The 18,865-nt window shown below is 44.1% G+C and carries 19 protein-coding genes; 13 read left to right on the plus strand and 6 right to left on the minus strand.

Features of this window, described 5'->3' with window-relative positions; genetic code table 11:
* Window positions 1-38 precede the first annotated feature (38 nt).
* On the minus strand, window positions 39-1,034 hold the full coding sequence (gene add, locus F0261_RS09395; protein WP_014979955.1) for an adenosine deaminase: 996 nt from the start codon (window positions 1,032-1,034) through the stop codon (window positions 39-41).
* 305 nt (window positions 1,035-1,339) lie between these two features.
* Here add and F0261_RS09400 point away from each other — a divergent pair, with 305 nt between their 5' ends.
* Window positions 1,340-2,248 (plus strand): hypothetical protein, encoded by a 909-nt coding sequence (locus F0261_RS09400; protein ID WP_171337806.1) that lies wholly within the window; start codon window positions 1,340-1,342, stop codon window positions 2,246-2,248.
* A gap of 185 nt (window positions 2,249-2,433) precedes the next feature.
* Here the strand turns inward: F0261_RS09400 and F0261_RS09405 are convergent, their stop codons facing one another.
* On the minus strand, window positions 2,434-3,075 hold the full coding sequence (locus F0261_RS09405) for a peroxiredoxin-like family protein (RefSeq protein ID WP_171337807.1): 642 nt from the start codon (window positions 3,073-3,075) through the stop codon (window positions 2,434-2,436).
* 257 nt (window positions 3,076-3,332) lie between these two features.
* Here F0261_RS09405 and F0261_RS09410 point away from each other — a divergent pair, with 257 nt between their 5' ends.
* The 3 genes from F0261_RS09410 to F0261_RS09420 all read left to right on the plus strand — a co-directional run bounded on the left by F0261_RS09410 (window position 3,333) and on the right by F0261_RS09420 (window position 4,865).
* A complete protein-coding gene (locus tag F0261_RS09410) occupies window positions 3,333-3,881 on the plus strand; it encodes a YaeQ family protein (protein WP_014979959.1) in 549 nt (182 codons plus the stop codon).
* Complete coding sequence (locus F0261_RS09415; RefSeq protein WP_171337808.1) at window positions 3,881-4,189, plus strand: hypothetical protein; 309 nt, start codon at window positions 3,881-3,883, stop codon at window positions 4,187-4,189. Before F0261_RS09410 ends, F0261_RS09415 begins: the two co-directional genes overlap by 1 nt.
* 265 nt (window positions 4,190-4,454) lie before the next feature.
* Window positions 4,455-4,865: a hypothetical protein gene (locus F0261_RS09420; RefSeq protein ID WP_171337809.1), complete on the plus strand. Its 411-nt coding sequence runs from the start codon at window positions 4,455-4,457 to the stop codon at window positions 4,863-4,865.
* 91 nt (window positions 4,866-4,956) lie between these two features.
* Here F0261_RS09420 and F0261_RS09425 read toward each other — a convergent pair whose 3' ends face one another.
* Window positions 4,957-5,415: a retropepsin-like aspartic protease gene (locus tag F0261_RS09425; protein WP_014950335.1), complete on the minus strand. Its 459-nt coding sequence runs from the start codon at window positions 5,413-5,415 to the stop codon at window positions 4,957-4,959.
* A 332-nt stretch (window positions 5,416-5,747) separates the two neighbouring features.
* On the opposite strand from F0261_RS09425, the gene F0261_RS09430 reads away from it, so the two are divergent.
* The 6 genes from F0261_RS09430 to F0261_RS09455 all read left to right on the plus strand — a co-directional run bounded on the left by F0261_RS09430 (window position 5,748) and on the right by F0261_RS09455 (window position 11,320).
* On the plus strand, window positions 5,748-6,116 hold the full coding sequence (locus tag F0261_RS09430) for a hypothetical protein (protein WP_014977175.1): 369 nt from the start codon (window positions 5,748-5,750) through the stop codon (window positions 6,114-6,116).
* Window positions 6,117-6,311: 195 nt separating this feature from the next.
* On the plus strand, window positions 6,312-6,986 hold the full coding sequence (locus tag F0261_RS09435; RefSeq protein WP_014979962.1) for a nitroreductase family protein: 675 nt from the start codon (window positions 6,312-6,314) through the stop codon (window positions 6,984-6,986).
* Window positions 6,987-7,175: 189 nt separating this feature from the next.
* Window positions 7,176-8,345 carry a sugar efflux transporter gene (locus F0261_RS09440; protein WP_014979963.1) on the plus strand — a complete coding sequence of 390 codons (1,170 nt, stop codon included), beginning with the start codon at window positions 7,176-7,178 and terminating at the stop codon, window positions 8,343-8,345.
* A 160-nt stretch (window positions 8,346-8,505) separates the two neighbouring features.
* Window positions 8,506-10,671, plus strand: a complete 2,166-nt coding sequence (locus tag F0261_RS09445) for a M3 family metallopeptidase (protein ID WP_171337810.1) — start codon at window positions 8,506-8,508, stop codon at window positions 10,669-10,671.
* 11 nt (window positions 10,672-10,682) lie between these two features.
* Complete coding sequence (locus F0261_RS09450; protein WP_014979965.1) at window positions 10,683-10,901, plus strand: hypothetical protein; 219 nt, start codon at window positions 10,683-10,685, stop codon at window positions 10,899-10,901.
* The gene (locus tag F0261_RS09455) at window positions 10,898-11,320 is read left to right on the plus strand and encodes a TraR/DksA C4-type zinc finger protein (protein WP_014979966.1); all 423 of its coding nucleotides are present in this window, start codon (window positions 10,898-10,900) and stop codon (window positions 11,318-11,320) included. Before F0261_RS09450 ends, F0261_RS09455 begins: the two co-directional genes overlap by 4 nt.
* 241 nt (window positions 11,321-11,561) lie before the next feature.
* Here the strand turns inward: F0261_RS09455 and F0261_RS09460 are convergent, their stop codons facing one another.
* The 3 genes from F0261_RS09460 to F0261_RS09470 all read right to left on the minus strand — a co-directional run bounded on the left by F0261_RS09460 (window position 11,562) and on the right by F0261_RS09470 (window position 14,742).
* A complete protein-coding gene (locus tag F0261_RS09460) occupies window positions 11,562-12,497 on the minus strand; it encodes a GNAT family N-acetyltransferase (RefSeq protein WP_171337811.1) in 936 nt (311 codons plus the stop codon).
* A 94-nt stretch (window positions 12,498-12,591) separates the two neighbouring features.
* Window positions 12,592-13,413, minus strand: a complete 822-nt coding sequence (gene nei, locus F0261_RS09465) for an endonuclease VIII (RefSeq protein ID WP_171337812.1) — start codon at window positions 13,411-13,413, stop codon at window positions 12,592-12,594.
* A 207-nt stretch (window positions 13,414-13,620) separates the two neighbouring features.
* On the minus strand, window positions 13,621-14,742 hold the full coding sequence (locus F0261_RS09470) for a zinc-binding dehydrogenase (protein WP_171337813.1): 1,122 nt from the start codon (window positions 14,740-14,742) through the stop codon (window positions 13,621-13,623).
* A 451-nt stretch (window positions 14,743-15,193) separates the two neighbouring features.
* Between F0261_RS09470 and F0261_RS09475 the strand changes: the two genes are divergently transcribed.
* The 3 genes from F0261_RS09475 to F0261_RS09485 all read left to right on the plus strand — a co-directional run bounded on the left by F0261_RS09475 (window position 15,194) and on the right by F0261_RS09485 (window position 18,806).
* The gene (locus F0261_RS09475) at window positions 15,194-15,787 is read left to right on the plus strand and encodes a hypothetical protein (RefSeq protein ID WP_171337814.1); all 594 of its coding nucleotides are present in this window, start codon (window positions 15,194-15,196) and stop codon (window positions 15,785-15,787) included.
* A gap of 161 nt (window positions 15,788-15,948) precedes the next feature.
* Window positions 15,949-16,674, plus strand: a complete 726-nt coding sequence (locus F0261_RS09480; RefSeq protein WP_014979971.1) for a transposase — start codon at window positions 15,949-15,951, stop codon at window positions 16,672-16,674.
* Between the two features lie 140 nt (window positions 16,675-16,814).
* The gene (locus tag F0261_RS09485; RefSeq protein ID WP_014979972.1) at window positions 16,815-18,806 is read left to right on the plus strand and encodes an ATP-dependent DNA helicase RecQ; all 1,992 of its coding nucleotides are present in this window, start codon (window positions 16,815-16,817) and stop codon (window positions 18,804-18,806) included.
* Window positions 18,807-18,865: the final 59 nt, after the last annotated feature.

Raw genomic sequence — 18,865 nt, forward strand, 5'->3', positions numbered from 1 at the left:
CGGCCCGTTTAACCACGGCACGATTTTTATCTTTCGGATTAGTTTACTTTGCGCTTAAGTGCGGCTTTTTCGGTTTCACTTAAAAAAGCAATTGCCAATGCATTCTCTTGCGCTTGTTTAATATGAGAAGGCATAAGGCCAGCTTGCTTAGCTGCAACGGAGAATTCGTGATCTAACTCTACACCTTGAACTGCCGGGTCGTCGGTATTCAGGCAGGCGAGTATGCCGTGATCCAAAAAAGTTGTTAACGGGTGCTCAGTTAATGATGTGACCGTGTTCGTCAATACGTTGCTGGTTAAACAGCTTTCAATACCAATACGGTTGTCGCGCAAATAGTCCATTAGCTTAGCATCATTAATAGCATTAACGCCGTGCCCTATTCGCACAGCACCTAAGTCGTTAATGGCTTGCCAAATGCTCTGCGGGCCTACTGCTTCACCTGCATGAATTGTAATAGGCAGCTCTTCGCGGCGCACTTTTGTAAAGTGCTCTATGAACATGTTGCCAGGAAAGCCTTTTTCATCACCCGCCAAATCAATTGCAGTTATATGCGCTTTACAGGCCAAAATTGAATCTAGCTCATGCTGACATACTTTTGCGCCATAAGAACGCGACAAAATACCGATGAGATTAACTTTAACATCGTGATTTTTAGTTGCGCTTTTTACACCGTCTATCACGGCCTCAACCACACCTTGAGTTGGTAGCCCGTGACTTTCGCCCATAAAATAAGGACTAAAACGCAGCTCTGTGTAGTCAATACCCTGCTTAGCCGCATCTTCTACATTCTCTATCGCCACCCGTTTGCAGGCGTCGAGACTGCCTAACACCTTAACGCCCCAAGTAAGCTTATCTAAAAATGACACCAAATCGGGGGCGATCTCCATTACTTGAACATGCGGTCGCAAGCCCTCTGACGAATAAGCTGGCAAACAAATGTTAAATTGCTGACCAAGCTCCAGAATGGTTTGCAGACGTACATTGCCATCTAAATGACGATGTAAATCAAGTAATGGAAAGTTTTTATTTATCATGGAAATACGATGAGTTAAGGCGTAAGCCCTACTATACCACTTGGCGCTGTAAACCTCGCATTCTTGCAGAAAATAACTTTTTTATAGCGGGACAAAACAGTACTTTTTTTGAAACAAAATTTGTTTTAAGTTCGCTCTTGGCATCTAACTTCACTCTATCGATGCTTTTCTTGATTACTTTTCATAACTTTCAGTAGCAACGAGCCAGTTGCTCGTTGGCGTGCGCCTTGTCACACAGGCTAAATACCACCAAAGAGCAACAGGCCTCTTCGTTATCACCAAAAAACACTAACAGGAGCACAGTCATGTGCGGAAAATGTATAGAAGGCTGCTATTTAGCAGGCTGGCGTAATGGCGTGTATTCATTCGAACATATGCAAGAAGAACCCGATTTTATGGGGAATGATGTAAAGGCTGCCCATGGCTTGGTGGAAGCGGTATGCTCATTAGGTTCTTCGCTCAATGAGCTCCACGCACTTGGATTAGCGGACTCGCCAATGATAGCTTGGGCAGGATGGATTTATTCGAGAAACGAATCGCACACCCAAATCGATTTAACACGGCATGACGACGTTCTCAAATATCAGAGGGCCTTACGTCATTCAAAAGAAAGTAAATGGGCTGAGATTAATGCCCTCTACCCGAACATTGCGAAGTTTTTAGATAACCTAATGCTTCAAGACATTGCTAATACCCTCGATGAAACGCTTCTCGATGAAATTGAGACATGCCTTCTTGCTCTTCATGGTAACGGGTATTACACCTTTGAATTCGTAGAGTCTATGTTCGCTGCTGAAGGGCTATTCCCCATTATTGAGCTAAGCGATACTGCGAAGCCGTCACTGTTTGTTGACCACGCACTTGAAATATTCTTACTAACCGAACATCTTTTACACTTTCGCCCATTGTCTTGGGCGCTTCGTGTGGCGTTAAGTGTTGACTTAACGTGCGATTTCGACAGCTTTCATATGGCGTGGCGTAGATACACCGCTAACCGCGTTTTAAACGCGCTTCTAATAAATCGCAATTTGAAAGGTGTGTACGCGTTAGCAAGTACACTTGAACTCAATACCGTTCACGCTATATGTCAGCGGAACGTAGCGAATAAACACTTACTTACTCAGCTATTGAGCGTCGTAAACAACTGTAAAGGCGACACTTATATTGAACCTAAACGTCTAGCCGCGCACATCACTTCATTGATCTCAGTGTAAATGCTTACTCCTTACAGTTTGAGATAGGGTGACTTGGTGAATGGTTAAGTACAGCTCGTTATGACTGTCAAATACGTGCGAATCTAACTTAATCAATATTAGACACGATGAAAAGTAGTGCTCGATATCATAAAGTTCTTTTGGCATGCCTTACCAAGAACAACGCCTTGGTAAGGCTATTCGCATTACATTTCTTTTTTAAGGGTTTTCGCAACCGCTAAAACTAGGTCTGCCGACGGGCGAACTTTGAAGTCTGGGTTAACATAGCTAAACAAAACCTGCCCTTTTTTATTGAGCATGAAGATGCTGGGTGCTGGCAAAACACTATTACCACTTTCATCTTTTGTTAAGTTAATGCCATAGGTTTTGTACTTTAACTCAGTCACAGTATCTAAATGGAATCCAACGCCGAACTCACGAATAGTGTCTAGTTTGTCGTCGGATAAAAGCGTAACCAAGAATTCTGTTTCAAGCTTTTGCTCTTGCAAGCGATCTGGTGATTCAGGTGAAATCGCCAAAATCTGATAGCCCATATCCACCAAGTCTTTTTCAATATCTTTAAGCTGGGCAAGCTGCTCATTACAATACGGGCACCACCCGCCGCGATAAAAAAGTACAATGCTGGGCTTTTGCATGGTAAGCGCTTTTAAGCTTACCGGCGAGCCATCTGCCATTTTAAGCGTTGTTTTAGGCGCCACTTGACCATTAAGCAACGGCGTTACTGAATCTGCATCTTCTGCAATAGTGCCGCGATCCAAAGCGTACGCATTTGATGCGCCTGCTATACAGCCGAACATTAACATCGCCATAGCCACTAGTCTCTTCATTAACCGTCTCCGTTTTCACTTTTTGTTTGTTTAGTTTTTGGTTATCCGCGCTTTGCGCGATGTCCAATATGACCGAGAAGCTTCACTAGCAATTTCGCGCTCCAAAAAATAAACCGACAAATACTTGTATTGGGCGCTACTCACCTACAGCGAAATTTGCTTTTTACTGCTACTATATCGCCAAAACTTGCTATGCCATTTTTTTACATAGCACACGGGGTTAACTTCAAGCCTCCTAAGAACGAAGCAGGAACACCATGGCTCTTAAAGCGACCATTTTTAAAGCTGACATATCCATAACGGATATGGATCGCAATTACTATAACGACCACAACCTTACTATTGCCCGTCACCCTTCTGAAAATGACGAACGAATGATGCTGCGCGTGGTTGCGTTTATTGTTAATGCTCATGAACGCCTACAGTTTACCAAAGGGCTGTCTGACGACGACGTTCCAGATTTATGGCAAAAGAGTTTTAGCGATGAAATAGAGCTGTGGATTGAGTTAGGCCAACCCTCTGAACAGCGCATCAAAAAGGGCTGCAATCAAAGCCAACAAATGATGATTTATTCCTACGCCGACAACAGCTTCGACGCGTGGTGGAAGAAAGAACATAACAAGCTACAAACCAAAAAGAACTTATCAGTTTTTACTTTGCCAGAGTCGCTTGCCACTACTTTGGCCAATGCTGTTCATCGCTCTATGCAAATACAGGTTACTATTCAAGATGGGCAAATGTGGCTAACCATTGAAGGTGCAGATGTCACCGAGAGCGTTGAAGTGTCTATAGAGAAGCATTTGTAATGAAAAAACTCTCTGCCGTTCAACTCAAACAGCAAGCACTGGTCTTTAGTGTAGCCGATAGCCTTGAAGCACAAGCGCTTGAAGAGTTAAATGGTATGCAACAGTGTTGGTTTGAGGTTCAGTATCACCAATTCCCCGGCTCGTTACTGCTTCGCTTTCAATTCGAAAATGAAGAAGCGGTGTCAAACGCTGAACCTGAGCTAAAGAAGTGGCAGCGAAAATTAAGCGCAGCGCTACTTAAAAAAGGCGTCGTGTTGAAGGATATGCGCCGGCACCTCGTGTTCACCACACAAGGCCCAGAAGCGTAGCCTTGTTCAACTTCGCTGTACAATATCTCAACAATCCGCATGCAGTTTTGCAAGGTAAATGTTTGGTTATAATCCTTTCATTTTTCGGTATAAAGTCTACTTACACTTTATCAGGTAAGTAGGCTAGACTGGTCTCGTCGAATATTCAGCTTGCCGAATATGACAATAAAACGGCAGGCATCTTGAACGTTTAGAATGGATATTTGAACACACCATGTTGACCGGCTTTGAAACAAGCCACTATCCCAGCAAAAGGAGCTTCACAATGAAAACTAAAGCAATGGCGTTAGCACTGTTACTGTCTTTAATGGGCTGTACTGAGTCTAGCGAAGAGACGAAAAGCGAAGTAAAAAAAGAGATGGAAAAAGCGGGCGAAGCGACAGCAGACGCCTATGACAACGCAAAAGAAAGTGCTGCAGATTCTTGGGATAAAACCAAAGACGCGAGCTCTGAAGCTTACGAAGACGGTAAAGAAATGGCTTCTGATGCCTTTGATGACGGCAAAGAGATGGCTTCAGACGCATACGAAGATAGCAAGAAAATGGCCTCTGACGCATACGACGCAACGGCTGAAAAAGCAGGCGAATTTAAAGACGCCGCAGCGAAGAAAGCTTATGAAGCTTGCGTAAAAATGAAAGAGCAAATGGGCGGCGACGTTAGCGAGTGCGACGATTAATTTAATCTTCCAGCGAAAAGCAAATTTAAAAGCGAACCTTCGGGTTCGCTTTTTTGTTGCTGTTTAATCAAACAAAAGTGAATCATTCACGCTATTCACACCCGGCTAAAATCACAGCGTCTGGTGTTATGGTTAAAGGCGCGACCCGCAGCAAAGTATTAATACCTAAAATATTGTTTCCTTTGGGAAGCACAGCCACTTCCACTGGCCCCACTTCGCACGTATTTCCTATACGAACCGAGTTTAATTGATACTGAGATATTTTAACGATCTTTCCATTTGCCATTCTGGCAGCAGAGGTTCTGGTGGCAAGAAGCTTTTGATTTCTTGTTAGCGCGTCGAACGTAGCTTGATTGAGGGTTAACAAGCTTGAACCCGTGTCTAATAGAAACGAAGCCTTTATGTTCGATTCTAGGGTCGCTTCTAGATACAGTGTTCCGCCTTTGCTTTGTGAAAGAGGAATATTTTGCTCTATCGCTGACACGGCAGATGTGCACGCTAACCAAAAAGTTAGCAGAACAAATAAGGGAATTTTAGATTTTACACTCACCGCACATACACCCTTTGTCGACTCTTTACATAGGTGTTGATGGACAGCAAGATAAAGACCAAAGGGTAAATGATTGATTTTACCGAAACTCTACAATACCAGACGGTGCCAAAGCACCATAATAGTGCACAAAACCATCCATTCCGCACCATCGTTAAACACTCCGTTTTCAACGCAGTAGCTTCTCTTTCAACAGCTCTCCATTCTCTTGATTACTCAAATTCTCTATATCCAGTTAGGTGATAGCAATCACCTATCACCAATCGTCATTGTTTAGAACTTTTTCGCTCATACAATGTAGAAAGGTAAGTATGTCAACGAGAGGACACGACATGAAATTACGCTATGTATTGGGTTCATTAATTACGGCTGTTTCACTTGGTTTTTCTGCAAACGCAGCGCAAGCTATGACATCATCAACTGATGAAACGGTTGATGTACAAGTAGTTGATTATTCAGGAAAGCCTCCATTTAAACGCAAGATCGTAAGCTTATCGGTTAACGATGTAGCGCAATTGGAATCAGTAGGGCAAGAAGCTATTGAATACGTAGAAGTGAAAGAAGTCATCATGCGCGGTAAGCCACCGTATCGCAGAGTGACAACCATGATGCCTGTGTATGACGTCGCCCAACTTGAAATGCTAGAAGAGCAAACTGACACGCAAAAACGCGGCACTCGTCCGCCGTTCAAACGCCACTAACAGCGTTTTCTACTACCAACAAATTGCACCAAAGCGATTCACTTTTGCCTGAGTGAGTCGCTTTTTTATTGTGCATACTTGTTTACGCCATTTTCTATTTCGATGTATATAACACGCCCTAGTTAGCACGTTTTTATTTTTAATAACCCGTCACTAACGATAGAGTAGTAAAAAAGCAGAAAAACGAGATTATAAATGCAGCCTCACGACCATTCTCCGCTCAGTGATTTTATTGAGTACCCTGAAGAGCAAATGCTTTCCCGAAGCGAAGATTTTTTGAAAACCATGCAGCGCCGCCACAGTATTCGTCACTTTAGTGACAAGCACGTTGGTAAAACGGTAATTGAAAACTGTATTTTGACTGCTGGCACTGCACCTAGTGGAGCGAATCATCAGCCTTGGCATTTCGCCGCTATTCAGTCGCCCGAAGTAAAACAACAAATACGCGAACAGGCTGAAGCGCATGAGCGCGGTTTTTATAATGGGCGTGCGGGGCAACAGTGGCTAGATGACCTAAAGCCGTTAGGCACTGACGCAAGTAAACCCTATCTGGAGACCGCGCCTTGGCTTATTGCTGTATTCAGTCAAAAGTTTGGAGAGACAGAAACGGGCGAAAAAAGCCAAAACTACTATGTGCACGAATCGGTGGGTATCGCGGTGGGTGTGCTTATTACCTCACTTCACAACGCAGGTTTGGCAACCTTGACCCACACACCAAAGCCAATGAACTTTTTAACCGAAGTCTGTCAACGGCCTGATAACGAGCGCGCTTACATGCTGATTATTGCAGGTTATCCGGCGGATAACGCCACAATTCCTGCACACGCCATGCAAAAAAAGTCGCTTAGCGAAATTGCGAGCTTTCTTTAAATTTAAAAAGCGCGCAGTGCTTGAGCATATGAAGTAAACCAAGTATTTAAAACGGCATAACTAATAAAAGCTTTGTCATAGACATGAGATACGCAGCACTTATAATGCGCCCTCGTTATTAAGGGCTGTGACCTTTCTTTACGAATTTCGGTCAACCACGTTTAACAGTCCCTCGGAGCTCGTATCCTCATGTCATCGCGTCACGCATTCTCTCCACAACTTCCTTTTTTACTGTTAAGTCTATTAACTGGCCTAACATCGTCGTTTGTTACGCCACTGATGAGCTATTTCCTCATTGATGAGATCAACGTTGAGCCTATTTATATAAGTGTTTATATGGTGTCCGTTACGCTATCAGGGTTGGTGATCAGTCAGTACCTCGGGCACTTGGCAGACAAAGGTTTTAACGCAAATCGCCTTTACGGGCTAACCATGATTTGCGTGGGCATTGCCATGGTCGCCTTTATCTTTAGCAAACAGTTTTGGCACGTATTTCTTGCAGGCGTCTTGTTTATGTCGGTGGGCGCTGGAGCCGTGTCTCAAATGTTGACCGTTTCGGGATTATGGGCAAAAAACCAAGACATCGACTTAGCCGCATTTAACTCAAAAGTTCGCGCTGCCATTTCTCTCGCTTGGGTAGTAGGTCCGCCGCTGGCATTTACGCTGGTTGCCAATTTTGGCTTCGCAGCGTCCTTCTCGGTGGCCATTGCATGCGTGATTGTTGCAACGCTTTTTGTGGTGAACGTTGTGCCGCCTCAAAAAGCCAATCAACAGTCACTCAATACTACTCTAAAGGGCTCGCTATCGCTGCCTTTTTGGCTTGTTGGGTTGGCCATACTTGCCGGAATGGCAGGCAATGTCATGTATTTATCATCCATGCCTTTGTACGTAATGAATGAACTTGGGTTACCGGAAAATTTGCCTGGGCTAATGATGGGTGTTGTGGCCGCACTCGAAATACCTACGATGTTGCTAGCAGCCAAATTAGCCCGACGATTCCCTCCAGCGGGTATCATGGCAGTGGCGTTTATTTTCGGCTGTTGCTTTTACGTTGGCGTGTACTTTTCTCAGTCAAGTTGGGAGTTATTGACCCTTCAAATATTGAACGCGCTGTTCTACGGTTTATATGCTGGTATTGGATTGACCTTACTGCAACAACAAGCACCTGACTTAACTGGATTCACTTCAGCGTTTTATTCAAACGCCACTCGGGTGGGTATGATGCTAGGCACCATTGGCGCAGGCACCGTGGCTCAATTCTTTAGCTTCAGAGATGCCACTATTGGGTCGTTGTGCATTGCCATATTTGGCTTAAACGTAATGTTAGTGTTCATGTTTGCAAAACGAGAAGCACGTTAAGTTTTATTCAAAGAAAACTAGCAGATCGCTAGTTAAGGCGCACCCCAGCAGCACTTCTATTGCTTCCTTTAATTTCTTCGCACTTTCTCACAATTGACAATTGTTACAATATAACATTACTCTCACGAACAGTTAATTACCCTAAAAATTTAGGAACCCTATGAAAAAGCTCCTTATTTCAGCCACGATATCTTCTATACTTTTGGCAACAGGCTGCACCGAACAGGCGTCAACAATGAATAAGACTGCTACAACGCAGACTGACTCAGCAAAAGCAGAGCAGACGAACCCTTTATTTATGACAAGTTCACTGACTTACGGCGCGCCGCAATTTGATTTGATAAAGGACGAGCATTTCATTCCTGCATTTGAAAAAGGAATGGAACAGCACTTACAAGAAGTAGAAAAAATAGCGTCTAACCCTGACGCCCCTACCTTTGATAATACGCTGCTAGCGCTTGAAAAAAGTGGAAGTTTACTCACCAGAACTAGCCGAGTATTTTTCAACTTAGTAGGAACAGATAGCTCGCCTGAACGCAGAGAAATCCAAAAAATTCTAGCGCCAAAGCTGGCGGCTCACAGCGATACCATTAATTTAAATAGTGCGCTTTTTAAGCGTATTGAAACACTATACAACCAGCGCGACGAGTTGGAGTTAGATACTGAATCAACCCGACTACTCGAAGAGTACTACTCTGATTTTGTTCGCGCTGGCGCTAAACTCAATGAATCAGATAAACAAAAGATACGTGAAATAAACGAAGAACATTCAACGTTAACCACGCAGTTTTCTCAAAACCTATTGGCAGAGTCATCTGAAATTGCGGTGGTAGTAGATGACGTAGAGCAGTTGTCAGGGATGTCAGAGCGCCAAATAAAGGCCGCATCAGATGCTGCTAAAGCTGCTGGTAAAGAAGGCGAGTATCTTCTAAATATCACGAACACTACTCGTCAACCTGTCCTTACTTCACTAGAAAATAGAGCACTTCGCCAGCAAGTGTGGGAAGCATCAGCATACCGAAACCAATCTGGGGAATACGACAACACCAAAATTATTAGCCGATTGGCAGGACTGCGCGCACAAAAAGCAGCATTGCTTGGATTTGATAGTTGGGCGGCCTACAGCCTAGACAAACAAATGGCCGGTTCGCCAAGCGCTGTATACGACATGCTAGGCAGTATGGTGCCCGCTGTGCTTAAAAACGTCGAAAAAGAAGCCGCTGACATTAAAGCAATGATTGAAGCGGAAGGTAATAACTTCGAACTAAAACCTTGGGATTGGGCTTTCTACGCAGAAAAGGTAAGACAAGCTAAATACGAGCTAGATGAAAACGAGGTGAAACAATACTTCGAGTTTAATCGCGTGCTTGAAGATGGCGTATTTTTCACCATGAATAAATTGTACGGAGTGCGCTTCAAGCCCCGTCCAGATTTGCCGGTTTACCACCCTGATGTAAAAGCTTACGAGCTGTTTGATGTAAATGGTGACAGTTTAGCGATTTTTTATGCCGACTACTTTTCTCGCAAAGGTAAACGCGGTGGAGCTTGGATGAGTTCGTTCGTAGGACAGTCGAAATTGCTCTCGCAAAAGCCTGTTGTGGTTAATGTAATGAACATAAACAAAGCGCCTGATGGCGAGCCTACATTAGTCAGTTACGATCATGTGACTACCATGTTTCATGAAATGGGCCACGGACTTCACGGCATGCTGTCAGACGTAAATTACCCAACGTTGGCCGGCACATCTGTCTCGCGAGACTATGTAGAGTTCCCTTCTACCTTCGAAGAAGACTGGGCAGCCCACCCTGACGTTATTGCAAACTATGCCAAGCATTATGAAACTGGCGAGCCTATTCCAGAGGCTCTGCTGGAAAAGGTGATTCGTTCACGTACTTTCAATATGGGTTATGACACTTTGGAATATATGTCTGCAGCACTGCTTGATATGGAGTGGCATTCTATCTCTGCCGAGCAGGCGCCTGAAGATGTCCAAGCCTTTGAAGCCCAAGCTCTCGGCAAACATAATGTTGGCTTGTCTTATGTACCACCTCGTTATAAGTCAGCATTCTTTGCACATTCAATGGGTGGCGGCTATTCCGCTGGCTACTATGCCTATATGTGGAGTGAAATTTTAGCTGCTGATGCCTTTGCTTATATGCAAGAACTCGGCGGATTAAAGTTAGAAAACGGTATGAAATATAGAAAGGAAATCTTATCTACCGGCAATTCTCGTCCCCCGATGGAGTCTTATAAAGCATTCCGAGGAAAAGCGCCAACAACAGATGCTCTGCTTATTCGCAGAGGGCTTAAAACCAAACTCGACTAACAGGAGGCCTCATGAATTCACCGGTAATACCGTCTAACTTCGTTGAATGGCAAAACTGTATTGTCCGCGATTGTGGCATAACGTTAGACAAAGCGTTTTTAGAATCACGGATAGCGGCGCTTTCGAACATGAAGGATCAGCATACAAAGCAATTCCTACGTTTGTATGGCGAGGCACACTATAAGCAGGTTTTAGGCTGGTTTCATCAAGCCTTAGTGGAGCTGAAATGAGTAAAACGTTGACTAAAGAATCGCTTCTTGCCGCCAGTGAAGACGACTACATGAACGATGAGCAGCTTGAATTTTTTCAGGCATTGCTCAACGATTTAAAACAGCAAACTATGGCTCATATTGAAGAGATGAAGGCATCGTTAAGCCAACCTCCTGAGATAAACGATGAAGTTGATCGGGCGCAGTATGAAGAAGAATCCAGGCTTTCTCTTCGAATTTTGGATAGGGAGCGAAAGCTACTTCCTAAAATCGATAAGTCGTTGCGACGAATAAAAGACAAGTCTTTTGGATACTGCTTGGAGACCGGAGAACCCATTGGCATTCCTAGGTTACTGATAAGGCCGGTCTCAGAATACTGCGCCGATGTGAAAATGGTAAACGAAGGCAGAGAGCAGCATTATTACTCACAAAGAAAGTAATGATACTTTCTGTGCCTGAGAGTTTTTGAGTGAATATTTAAGTGAAAATTTGAGTGTGCGGTTAACAAGGCGCACACTCGTATTTTGGCAAGAATGGACTGAATGCGTCTCAGCTTTTTATCATTTTATATTGAAAGCTGAGAGTTATCCGTTTTGGCAACAGTATTGAACCTCCAGTTAAACCAAAACAGTGACCGTGGTGTTGTGTGGCTTTACTTATCGCTGCACTTCACGGTAACAATTACTTATTTAAATAAAGCTCCATCTGCACATCACATCTCGCGTAAGGCGATGACGCCCCCTTAATATGCTTAAACCCTATCTTTTCGTACAAACTGACTGCGGGCTTAAGTACCGAGTTGCTCTCTAAATAAAGCCGCTTTAATCCCATCAGTTTCGCTCTTTCAACAATACTTTTACCTAACAGCAGCCCTACCCCTTTGCCTTGAGCTTTGGGAGACACCGCCATTTTGGCAAGTTCAAACGCATCGTCAGTTTGTTTGATAAGCGCACAGCAGCCTATGGGTTCGCCCTTATCTAACGCGATCAGTATCACACCCGACTGATTCAAAATGTAGCCTTCAGGGTCGTCGAGCGCTTTAAAGTCGGGCTCTTCGAGCTCCCAATATTTGCTTATCCATTCTACATTGAGCGATTTAAATGCCTCGCGATACTTTGGTGCATAATCGACTACCTTAATATCAGGCGAGTCACCGTCCACTCTTGCACTAATTGGGCGATATCGAAGGTGCCGTTCAACTACGCTCACCGCTTCCCATAAATCGATACCCGTTTCTTCCTTTAGTTCGCGCATAGCAGCGTCTATGGCATCGCATTGCTTTTCCATTTGGGGCACCATCGCTTTCGCTTTGCTGTTTAAAGCCACCAGCGTAACCCGCGAATCGTCGCTCGACTTGTAGCTTTCAATTAGGTCGCATGCTTTCATTTCTTTTACGATTTTACTCACCGACACGTGAGAGTGATTTATCTCTTTGGCGATATTCACGACGGAATCAGCACCTTTGGACGCGAGCACGTAAAATACTGGAAACCATTTTGGCTCTATTGCAAATCCAAATTTGGCATAAGTATTTTCCGCATCCTTTGACACCTGCGCGGCTAACTGACGTAAGGCAGTACCTAATGCAATATGCCCCAATTCATTAAATGACTTCACTTCACAAAACTCCGTAACCGGTTACGGATATAATTGATCGTAATCGGAAACAAGTCAAACAGATTATTTATTGATCATAAAAAATTGGGGTAGATTACTTCGCCTGGCACTGGCTACACCAATAAAGACGTCGTCCATTGTACGTTTGGCGTTCTATTGGAGTGGCGCAGACTCTACAAGGCTGCTCTTCCCTGTCGAACACCATAAACCGCGTACCTTCAAAGTTAACGCCTTTTGCTTCAAGCACTTCACGTAGTTCTGTGTACACGGTATAGCCACCAGTTTCATAGCTGCGTTTGCATATTGCTAAGGTGTGATGTGCCAAGCTGCGCAGCTGCTCATCATCTAACTGAGAAGGTTTGAGTGAAGGATGAACACCTGCTGCAAACAATATTTCGCTGCGAAGATAGTTGCCCAGACCTGCCATAAAGCGTTGGTCCAGATATAAACCGCTTAGTGCGCGGTTATAAAAAGCTTTTGAACGTAAACGTTCTAATACCATTTCTTCTGTCACCGAATTGTTGAGTACATCGGGTCCAACTCTTTGTAAAAAAGGGTGTTCATGAATAGTTTGTGTTGGCCAAATGCTAATGTCAGACGCACTATATAAAATAGCACTGTGTGTTTCGGTATGAAGCCCTACCCTTAGCTGGCGGGTTGTATCCGGTATTTCGTTGCGTTTACAGGTATGCCACACACCATAAAGTTGGTTGTGTGAATACATAGAGAGACCATTGCTAAAATGGGTAATTAGCGCCTTACCACGGGTTTCCATGCGCAAGACTTTTTCGCCTTCTAGCTGCTTAGCGTAGGGTTTAAGTTGAGCTAATCCAAACTCTACTTTTTCTAGGGAGATATCTTTTATCACCGCTTCGACTTTATCTGCAGCGCGACGAATCTCTGGGCCTTCAGGCATGCTGTCTCAAATACCTTTTATATCGGTTACTATTTACTGGTTACTTCGCATCATTTTCAGCTTCTTTGCAGCTGAATAATAGCGAATACAAAAAAAGGTCTGTAGCCCTTTGATGTACTTTAAACCGAAGTTTGTACATCAAAGATCAACAGACCCTATTATTAATCAAAGTTTAGCTGAAATTGCCGTATTTAAACGCTGCGCTGATTAGCCCTTGTTTGGCACAATCAGGTATTTTTCACCGGTCTTTTTAGCGTTATAAAGCGCTACATTCTCAGGCTGTAGTGCCTCCTCAAGACTCAGTTCTTTGGTGTAAGACGACGCAAAGGTAGTGTTAATTTCCGTCGCCACTTTTTGATATAGCTCGCCCACACGCTTCTTATCAAGCTTGCCTAAGAAACGCATTAATAGCCAACCACCAATGCTCCACGTCATGCCGTAAGCGCGATTCAAAGTAGTAGGCGAGAAATCTAAGCCGCCGTAGATATACACTTGTTTATTGCTGTCAGAGCCGTAAGTGTTGAAGCCTTTTGCATCTTTACTGCCCGACGCTTCCATCATAGTGAGGATATCGCTAACTAGCTCACCGCCGCCAATGGCGTCAAACGCTAGTGTTGCGCCCGTGCTGTCGATGGCTTGATAAAGTTCGGCTTTAAAATTTTCGCTACTTGAGTCGAGCACAATTTTCGCGCCAATACCTTTAAGTAGGTCTACCTGCTCTTGGCTACGTACAATATTAACTAGCTCTACGCCTTCCTCTAAACAAATTTTATTTAGCATTTGCCCAAGGTTTGATGCCGCTGCGGTGTGCACTAGCGCTTTGTGGCCTTCCATACGCATGGTTTCAACCATACCTAGCGCGGTCAGTGGGTTAACGAATGACGACGCTGCTTGTTGTGGCGTTGTGCTATCTAGGTGAGGCAAGCATGCCTGCATAGGCACACAGGCATACTCGGTATACGCTGCACCAGTAAGAATAGATACGGTTTTGCCCATTAAAGCTTGTGCCTCCGGGCTGTCACCCGCCTTAACAACCGTACCTGCACCTTCGTTTCCGATAGGCAGAGTCTGGTCTAAACGCGACTTAATACGATTTAACAAAGGCTTATGCACCGGCGCAACCAACGCACTTTTATCTGTATCAAAGGTCGCTTTATCTAGACTTGCTGGACCAAACATAGGCCACATGTCTGACGGGTTAATAGGAGATGCTTCCATACGCACAATCACTTCGTGCGGCTTCGGCTCTGGAACATCAACCTCTTTTAACGATACCTGAAGTTCACCTTCTGAGGTAATTAGCGTAAACAGTTGTTTTGATTTATTCATGTGATTATTTCGCCCTGAAAATTAAACGCTGAATGTAGTGCTAAGCTAACACGCCACAACTATCAGCAATATTTATATTGCGAATACATATGCGTTTCGACCACTTATACACCCCCAAAATGGGGTCAGAGTACATTTCCCCGCTCCCCCAGATAGTCCCCCTCAAAATTAATGGGGTCAGAGTACATTTTTTTGCGAGTTTTTCCGCGAAGCAACCCAACGGCTACACCAAGTGGTACCGCCTCTCTTCTAATCACACATCATAAAAATGGGGTCAGAGTACATTTTTGCGAGTTTTTCCGCGAAGCAACCCAACGGCTTCACCAAGTGATACCGCCTCTCTTCTAATCACACATCACGCCATGAGCTTTATCAATAAAGTACTCTGACCCCATTACTCAGATGGGTTACACTGCTAAGCCTGTATCAACTTGCTATGATGAATTAAGAAATGAAAAAGTATTGTGCGTATGTCTTACTTGGGCTTGCTGTAATAAGCAATGCTGCGCTTGCAAAAGAGGCACCGTTGGTCTCGACTCCTACTCACGATGCATTTTTTAATGCGATAAAGGCCCTCTGCGGTAAAGCATTTCAGGGCAAAGTTAGCAAAGACAATGTGGGTAATACGTTCGGTAATGCGAAGCTTGTTATGCACGTACGAAAGTGTATAGACTCGGAAATTCAAATTCCTTTTCACGTGGGAGACGATGCATCCCGCACTTGGATTCTAACGAAAACCGGCGCGGGTCTTATGCTGAAGCACGATCATAGAAATGAAGATGGCAGCTTTCACTCTTCAACCATGTATGGCGGCCACACAGTAGATGAAGGGTTCCCCCAAGTGCAGTCGTTTCCTGCAGATGTATATTCAAAATCGTTATTTATAGAATCGGGAATTGCAGCATCAACGGATAACGTCTGGCAAATGATGATCTACCCAAGTCGCTTTAGCTATCGACTAATTCGCCCTGCCCGCGAAGTACAGGTAGATTTTGATCTCAAAAATCCTATAACAACGCCAAGCGCCCCCTGGGGATATGAATAATGGGGTCAGAGTACATTTTCTAATTTAAGAGAGCCAAATAAGCCATTCATTGCATTCTTCCAGCTTGCCCGTTAGACCAGTTTTGATAGGTACAGGGTTGTAGCCTTTTCTCAATTCACTCATTTTAGTAGAGAGAATATAGAAAGGAATTTGGTGAAATTATGGCAAGGAAACCTCGTTTGGCTCCCGCAGGCTATCCTCAACACGTCATCCAAAGAGGTAACAATCGCTCAATATGCTTTAAGTGTGAAAACGACTACATCGCTTATATTAGCTGGCTTAAAAAGTTCTCTGCAAAATTTGATGTAGGCATACATGCTTGGGTATTGATGACCAATCATGTTCATTTACTTTGCACTCCTAAGCTTGATAACCTTGGCGTAAGCAAAATGATGCAAGCGCTTGGCCGCATGTATGTGAGGTACTTTAACCACAAATATGAGCGCTCTGGAACGTTGTGGGAAGGAAGGTTTCATTCCAGTCTGGTCTCTAACGACGAATATCTTCTCACGGTTTATAGATATATCGAGCTGAACCCTGTAAGAGCGAACATGGTCGAAAAGCCGGTTGAATATAAATGGTCAAGCTACAGAATAAATGCGTTAGGCACACCTTCGTCACTGCACAGTCCTCATCCTGTATACCTAAATTTAGGAGCTTCAGAAAACCAGCGTCTTGCCGCTTACCGCGCTCTGTTCGATGATGAACTGCCTCAAACTGACATTGATAAAATTCAAAGCGGTACTCGAAGAGGACTAGTACTGGGAAGCGATACATTTAAACAGCAAATTGAAAGCCTGACTGGGCACCGCTTAAAACACGAAGCGTTGGGTAGGCCACCGCAAATCAGTGAGCAGTTAGCCGCTGATTGCTCGGAAATAGCTTAATGTACTTTGATCCCTTTATTTTTAAAAACGTCGCGTTGGCTCAACTAGCTCAAACCTGCGAACACTTAATCACAAACTGTTTGGAAATAAGTTAATGTACTCTGACCCCATTTTTTATATCGCGACTTGGAAGCTTATTAATGTACTCTGACCCCAATATTTTGCAGCAGCTGTTTGGTTTTTCGGCGTTTCGCGAGGGACAGAAGGAGGCAGTGGAATCACTGCTTGGTGGAAATTCAACGCTAGCGATTTTTCCCACTGGCTCGGGCAAATCATTGTGCTATCAGTTTGTTGCTACGCAATTGCCGCACTTGACCTTGGTTGTGTCCCCACTATTAGCACTGATGAAAGATCAGCTGGAGTTTCTTCATAGCAAAGGCATTGCAGCAGCGAGTATCGACTCTACGCTAACGCCCGAGCAGAACAAGCAAGTGATGAACGACGTGCGGTCAGGCCAGTGTAAAATTCTGATGGTGTCGGTGGAGCGCTTTAAGAACGAACGCTTTCGGCAGTTCATTGAGTCTGTTCCGGTAAGTATGCTAGTTGTCGATGAAGCACACTGTATCTCTGAGTGGGGCCACAACTTTCGCCCTGACTACTTAAAACTCCCCGCGTATCAAAAAGAGCTTAATATTCCGTTAGTACTTCTGCTCACAGCTACTGCCACTAAAAAAGTAAAAGAAGATATGGCAGCGCGCTTTGATATTGCGCCATCCAATATTATTCAAACAGGGTTTTATCGACCCAACTTGAATTTGCATGTTCGCCCTGTACATGAACCATATAAAAACCAAGCCTTACTTGAAGAAATTCAAAAGCAGCAAGGCGCGGGTATTGTTTATGTCACGCTTCAAAATAGTGCAGAAGAAGTAGCCAGGTTCTTACAGCAACAAGGGTTTGCTGCGAAGGCTTATCACGCTGGTCTCGACAGTGGTGTAAGACAAGGTATCCAGCAAGATTTTATGCACAATAAGCTTCAAGTTGTTGTAGCTACCATTGCATTTGGCATGGGCATTGATAAGTCGGATATTCGCTTTGTTGTTCATTACGACTTACCAAAGTCAATTGAAAACTACAGCCAAGAAATTGGCCGTGGTGGACGAGACGGTAAAGCCGCAAACTGCACGGTTTTAGCTAACCTTGACGGGCTAGTCACCATAGAGAACTTCGTTTATGGCGATACACCAGATAAAAGCGCCATTCAACGCGTAATAGATGATATCAGCGCACAGGCCTCTGCTCACATAAATTCAGCGGCGCACAATGATTTACCTACCAACGGCGAAAACAGTGTTTACCAGTGGGAAACGCAAATAAATAGTTTATCGAGTGCCAGCAACATACGACAGCTTCCGCTTAAAACCCTGCTTGTACAGCTTGAACTCGCTAACGTTATTCGCCCTTTGTATGCCTATTTTGCTGAATATAAATTTCGCTTTATTTCAGAGAAAACCACCATACTCGGCCTTTTCTCAGAAGAACGGGCTCGCTTTCTAGACGCCGTATTCACTCATTCAAGTATGAAAAAGGTGTGGGGCATTGTAGATTTCGACAGTATTTATCAGCATTACGGCGCAGAGCGTGCAAGAGTGGTGGCCGCACTAGAGTATTTACATGAACACAATCATATTGAGCTTGCCTCGCGCTTAATAACTGACGTATACCGCGTTGACTACGAAAAACTGCAAGATGCCGACTTAGCTAATAACCTGGCTCGCTATTTCGCTGAAAACGAGCGCAAAGAAATTGAGCGCATTGCCGCACTGGTAAGCTTCTTCGAACTTAATACCTGTTTAAGCTACAACCTATCAGCGTATTTTGATGATACTCAAGTGCCAAACGAATGTGGGCACTGTAGTGTTTGCGAAGGAAACGTGGCTAAGCTTAGCTATTCAACTCCAATTCCTAAACCAAATTTTGACCAATTATCTCAAGCCATGACGGCTCTCAAAACCCATTTAATCGGTAAATTTGACGGCCCTATTACTTCGTCTATTTATTGCCGCTTTCTAACCGGTATGACTATGCCGTTGTTCACTCGCTTAAAAATAAGGCAGGTCAAAGGGTTTGGTAGCTGCGAACACTGCCGATACGCTGATGTGAAAGCAATGGTAGACGCTATAAATCAGTGAACGTAGCAAATACCCTAAATCTAATTTATAGTGTTGAGTGAATCACAATTAGCAAGTGG

Source organism: Alteromonas sp. 07-89-2 (genome assembly GCF_013113925.1).
GTDB classification, from domain to species: Bacteria; Pseudomonadota; Gammaproteobacteria; order Enterobacterales; family Alteromonadaceae; genus Alteromonas; species Alteromonas macleodii.

Coding starts and splice junctions, on each gene's coding strand:
- F0261_RS09470 (WP_171337813.1), bottom strand. CDS start 14,742: ATGAATAAATCAAAACAACTGTTTACGCTAATTACCTCAGAAGGTGAA.
- F0261_RS09420 (WP_171337809.1), top strand. CDS start 4,455: ATGAAAACTAAAGCAATGGCGTTAGCACTGTTACTGTCTTTAATGGGC.
- F0261_RS09400 (WP_171337806.1), top strand. CDS start 1,340: ATGTGCGGAAAATGTATAGAAGGCTGCTATTTAGCAGGCTGGCGTAAT.
- F0261_RS09485 (WP_014979972.1), top strand. CDS start 16,815: ATGTACTCTGACCCCAATATTTTGCAGCAGCTGTTTGGTTTTTCGGCG.
- add (WP_014979955.1), bottom strand. CDS start 1,034: ATGATAAATAAAAACTTTCCATTACTTGATTTACATCGTCATTTAGAT.
- F0261_RS09410 (WP_014979959.1), top strand. CDS start 3,333: ATGGCTCTTAAAGCGACCATTTTTAAAGCTGACATATCCATAACGGAT.
- nei (WP_171337812.1), bottom strand. CDS start 13,413: ATGCCTGAAGGCCCAGAGATTCGTCGCGCTGCAGATAAAGTCGAAGCG.
- F0261_RS09440 (WP_014979963.1), top strand. CDS start 7,176: ATGTCATCGCGTCACGCATTCTCTCCACAACTTCCTTTTTTACTGTTA.
- F0261_RS09480 (WP_014979971.1), top strand. CDS start 15,949: ATGGCAAGGAAACCTCGTTTGGCTCCCGCAGGCTATCCTCAACACGTC.
- F0261_RS09455 (WP_014979966.1), top strand. CDS start 10,898: ATGAGTAAAACGTTGACTAAAGAATCGCTTCTTGCCGCCAGTGAAGAC.
- F0261_RS09475 (WP_171337814.1), top strand. CDS start 15,194: ATGAAAAAGTATTGTGCGTATGTCTTACTTGGGCTTGCTGTAATAAGC.
- F0261_RS09435 (WP_014979962.1), top strand. CDS start 6,312: ATGCAGCCTCACGACCATTCTCCGCTCAGTGATTTTATTGAGTACCCT.
- F0261_RS09415 (WP_171337808.1), top strand. CDS start 3,881: ATGAAAAAACTCTCTGCCGTTCAACTCAAACAGCAAGCACTGGTCTTT.
- F0261_RS09450 (WP_014979965.1), top strand. CDS start 10,683: ATGAATTCACCGGTAATACCGTCTAACTTCGTTGAATGGCAAAACTGT.
- F0261_RS09430 (WP_014977175.1), top strand. CDS start 5,748: ATGAAATTACGCTATGTATTGGGTTCATTAATTACGGCTGTTTCACTT.
- F0261_RS09405 (WP_171337807.1), bottom strand. CDS start 3,075: ATGAAGAGACTAGTGGCTATGGCGATGTTAATGTTCGGCTGTATAGCA.
- F0261_RS09445 (WP_171337810.1), top strand. CDS start 8,506: ATGAAAAAGCTCCTTATTTCAGCCACGATATCTTCTATACTTTTGGCA.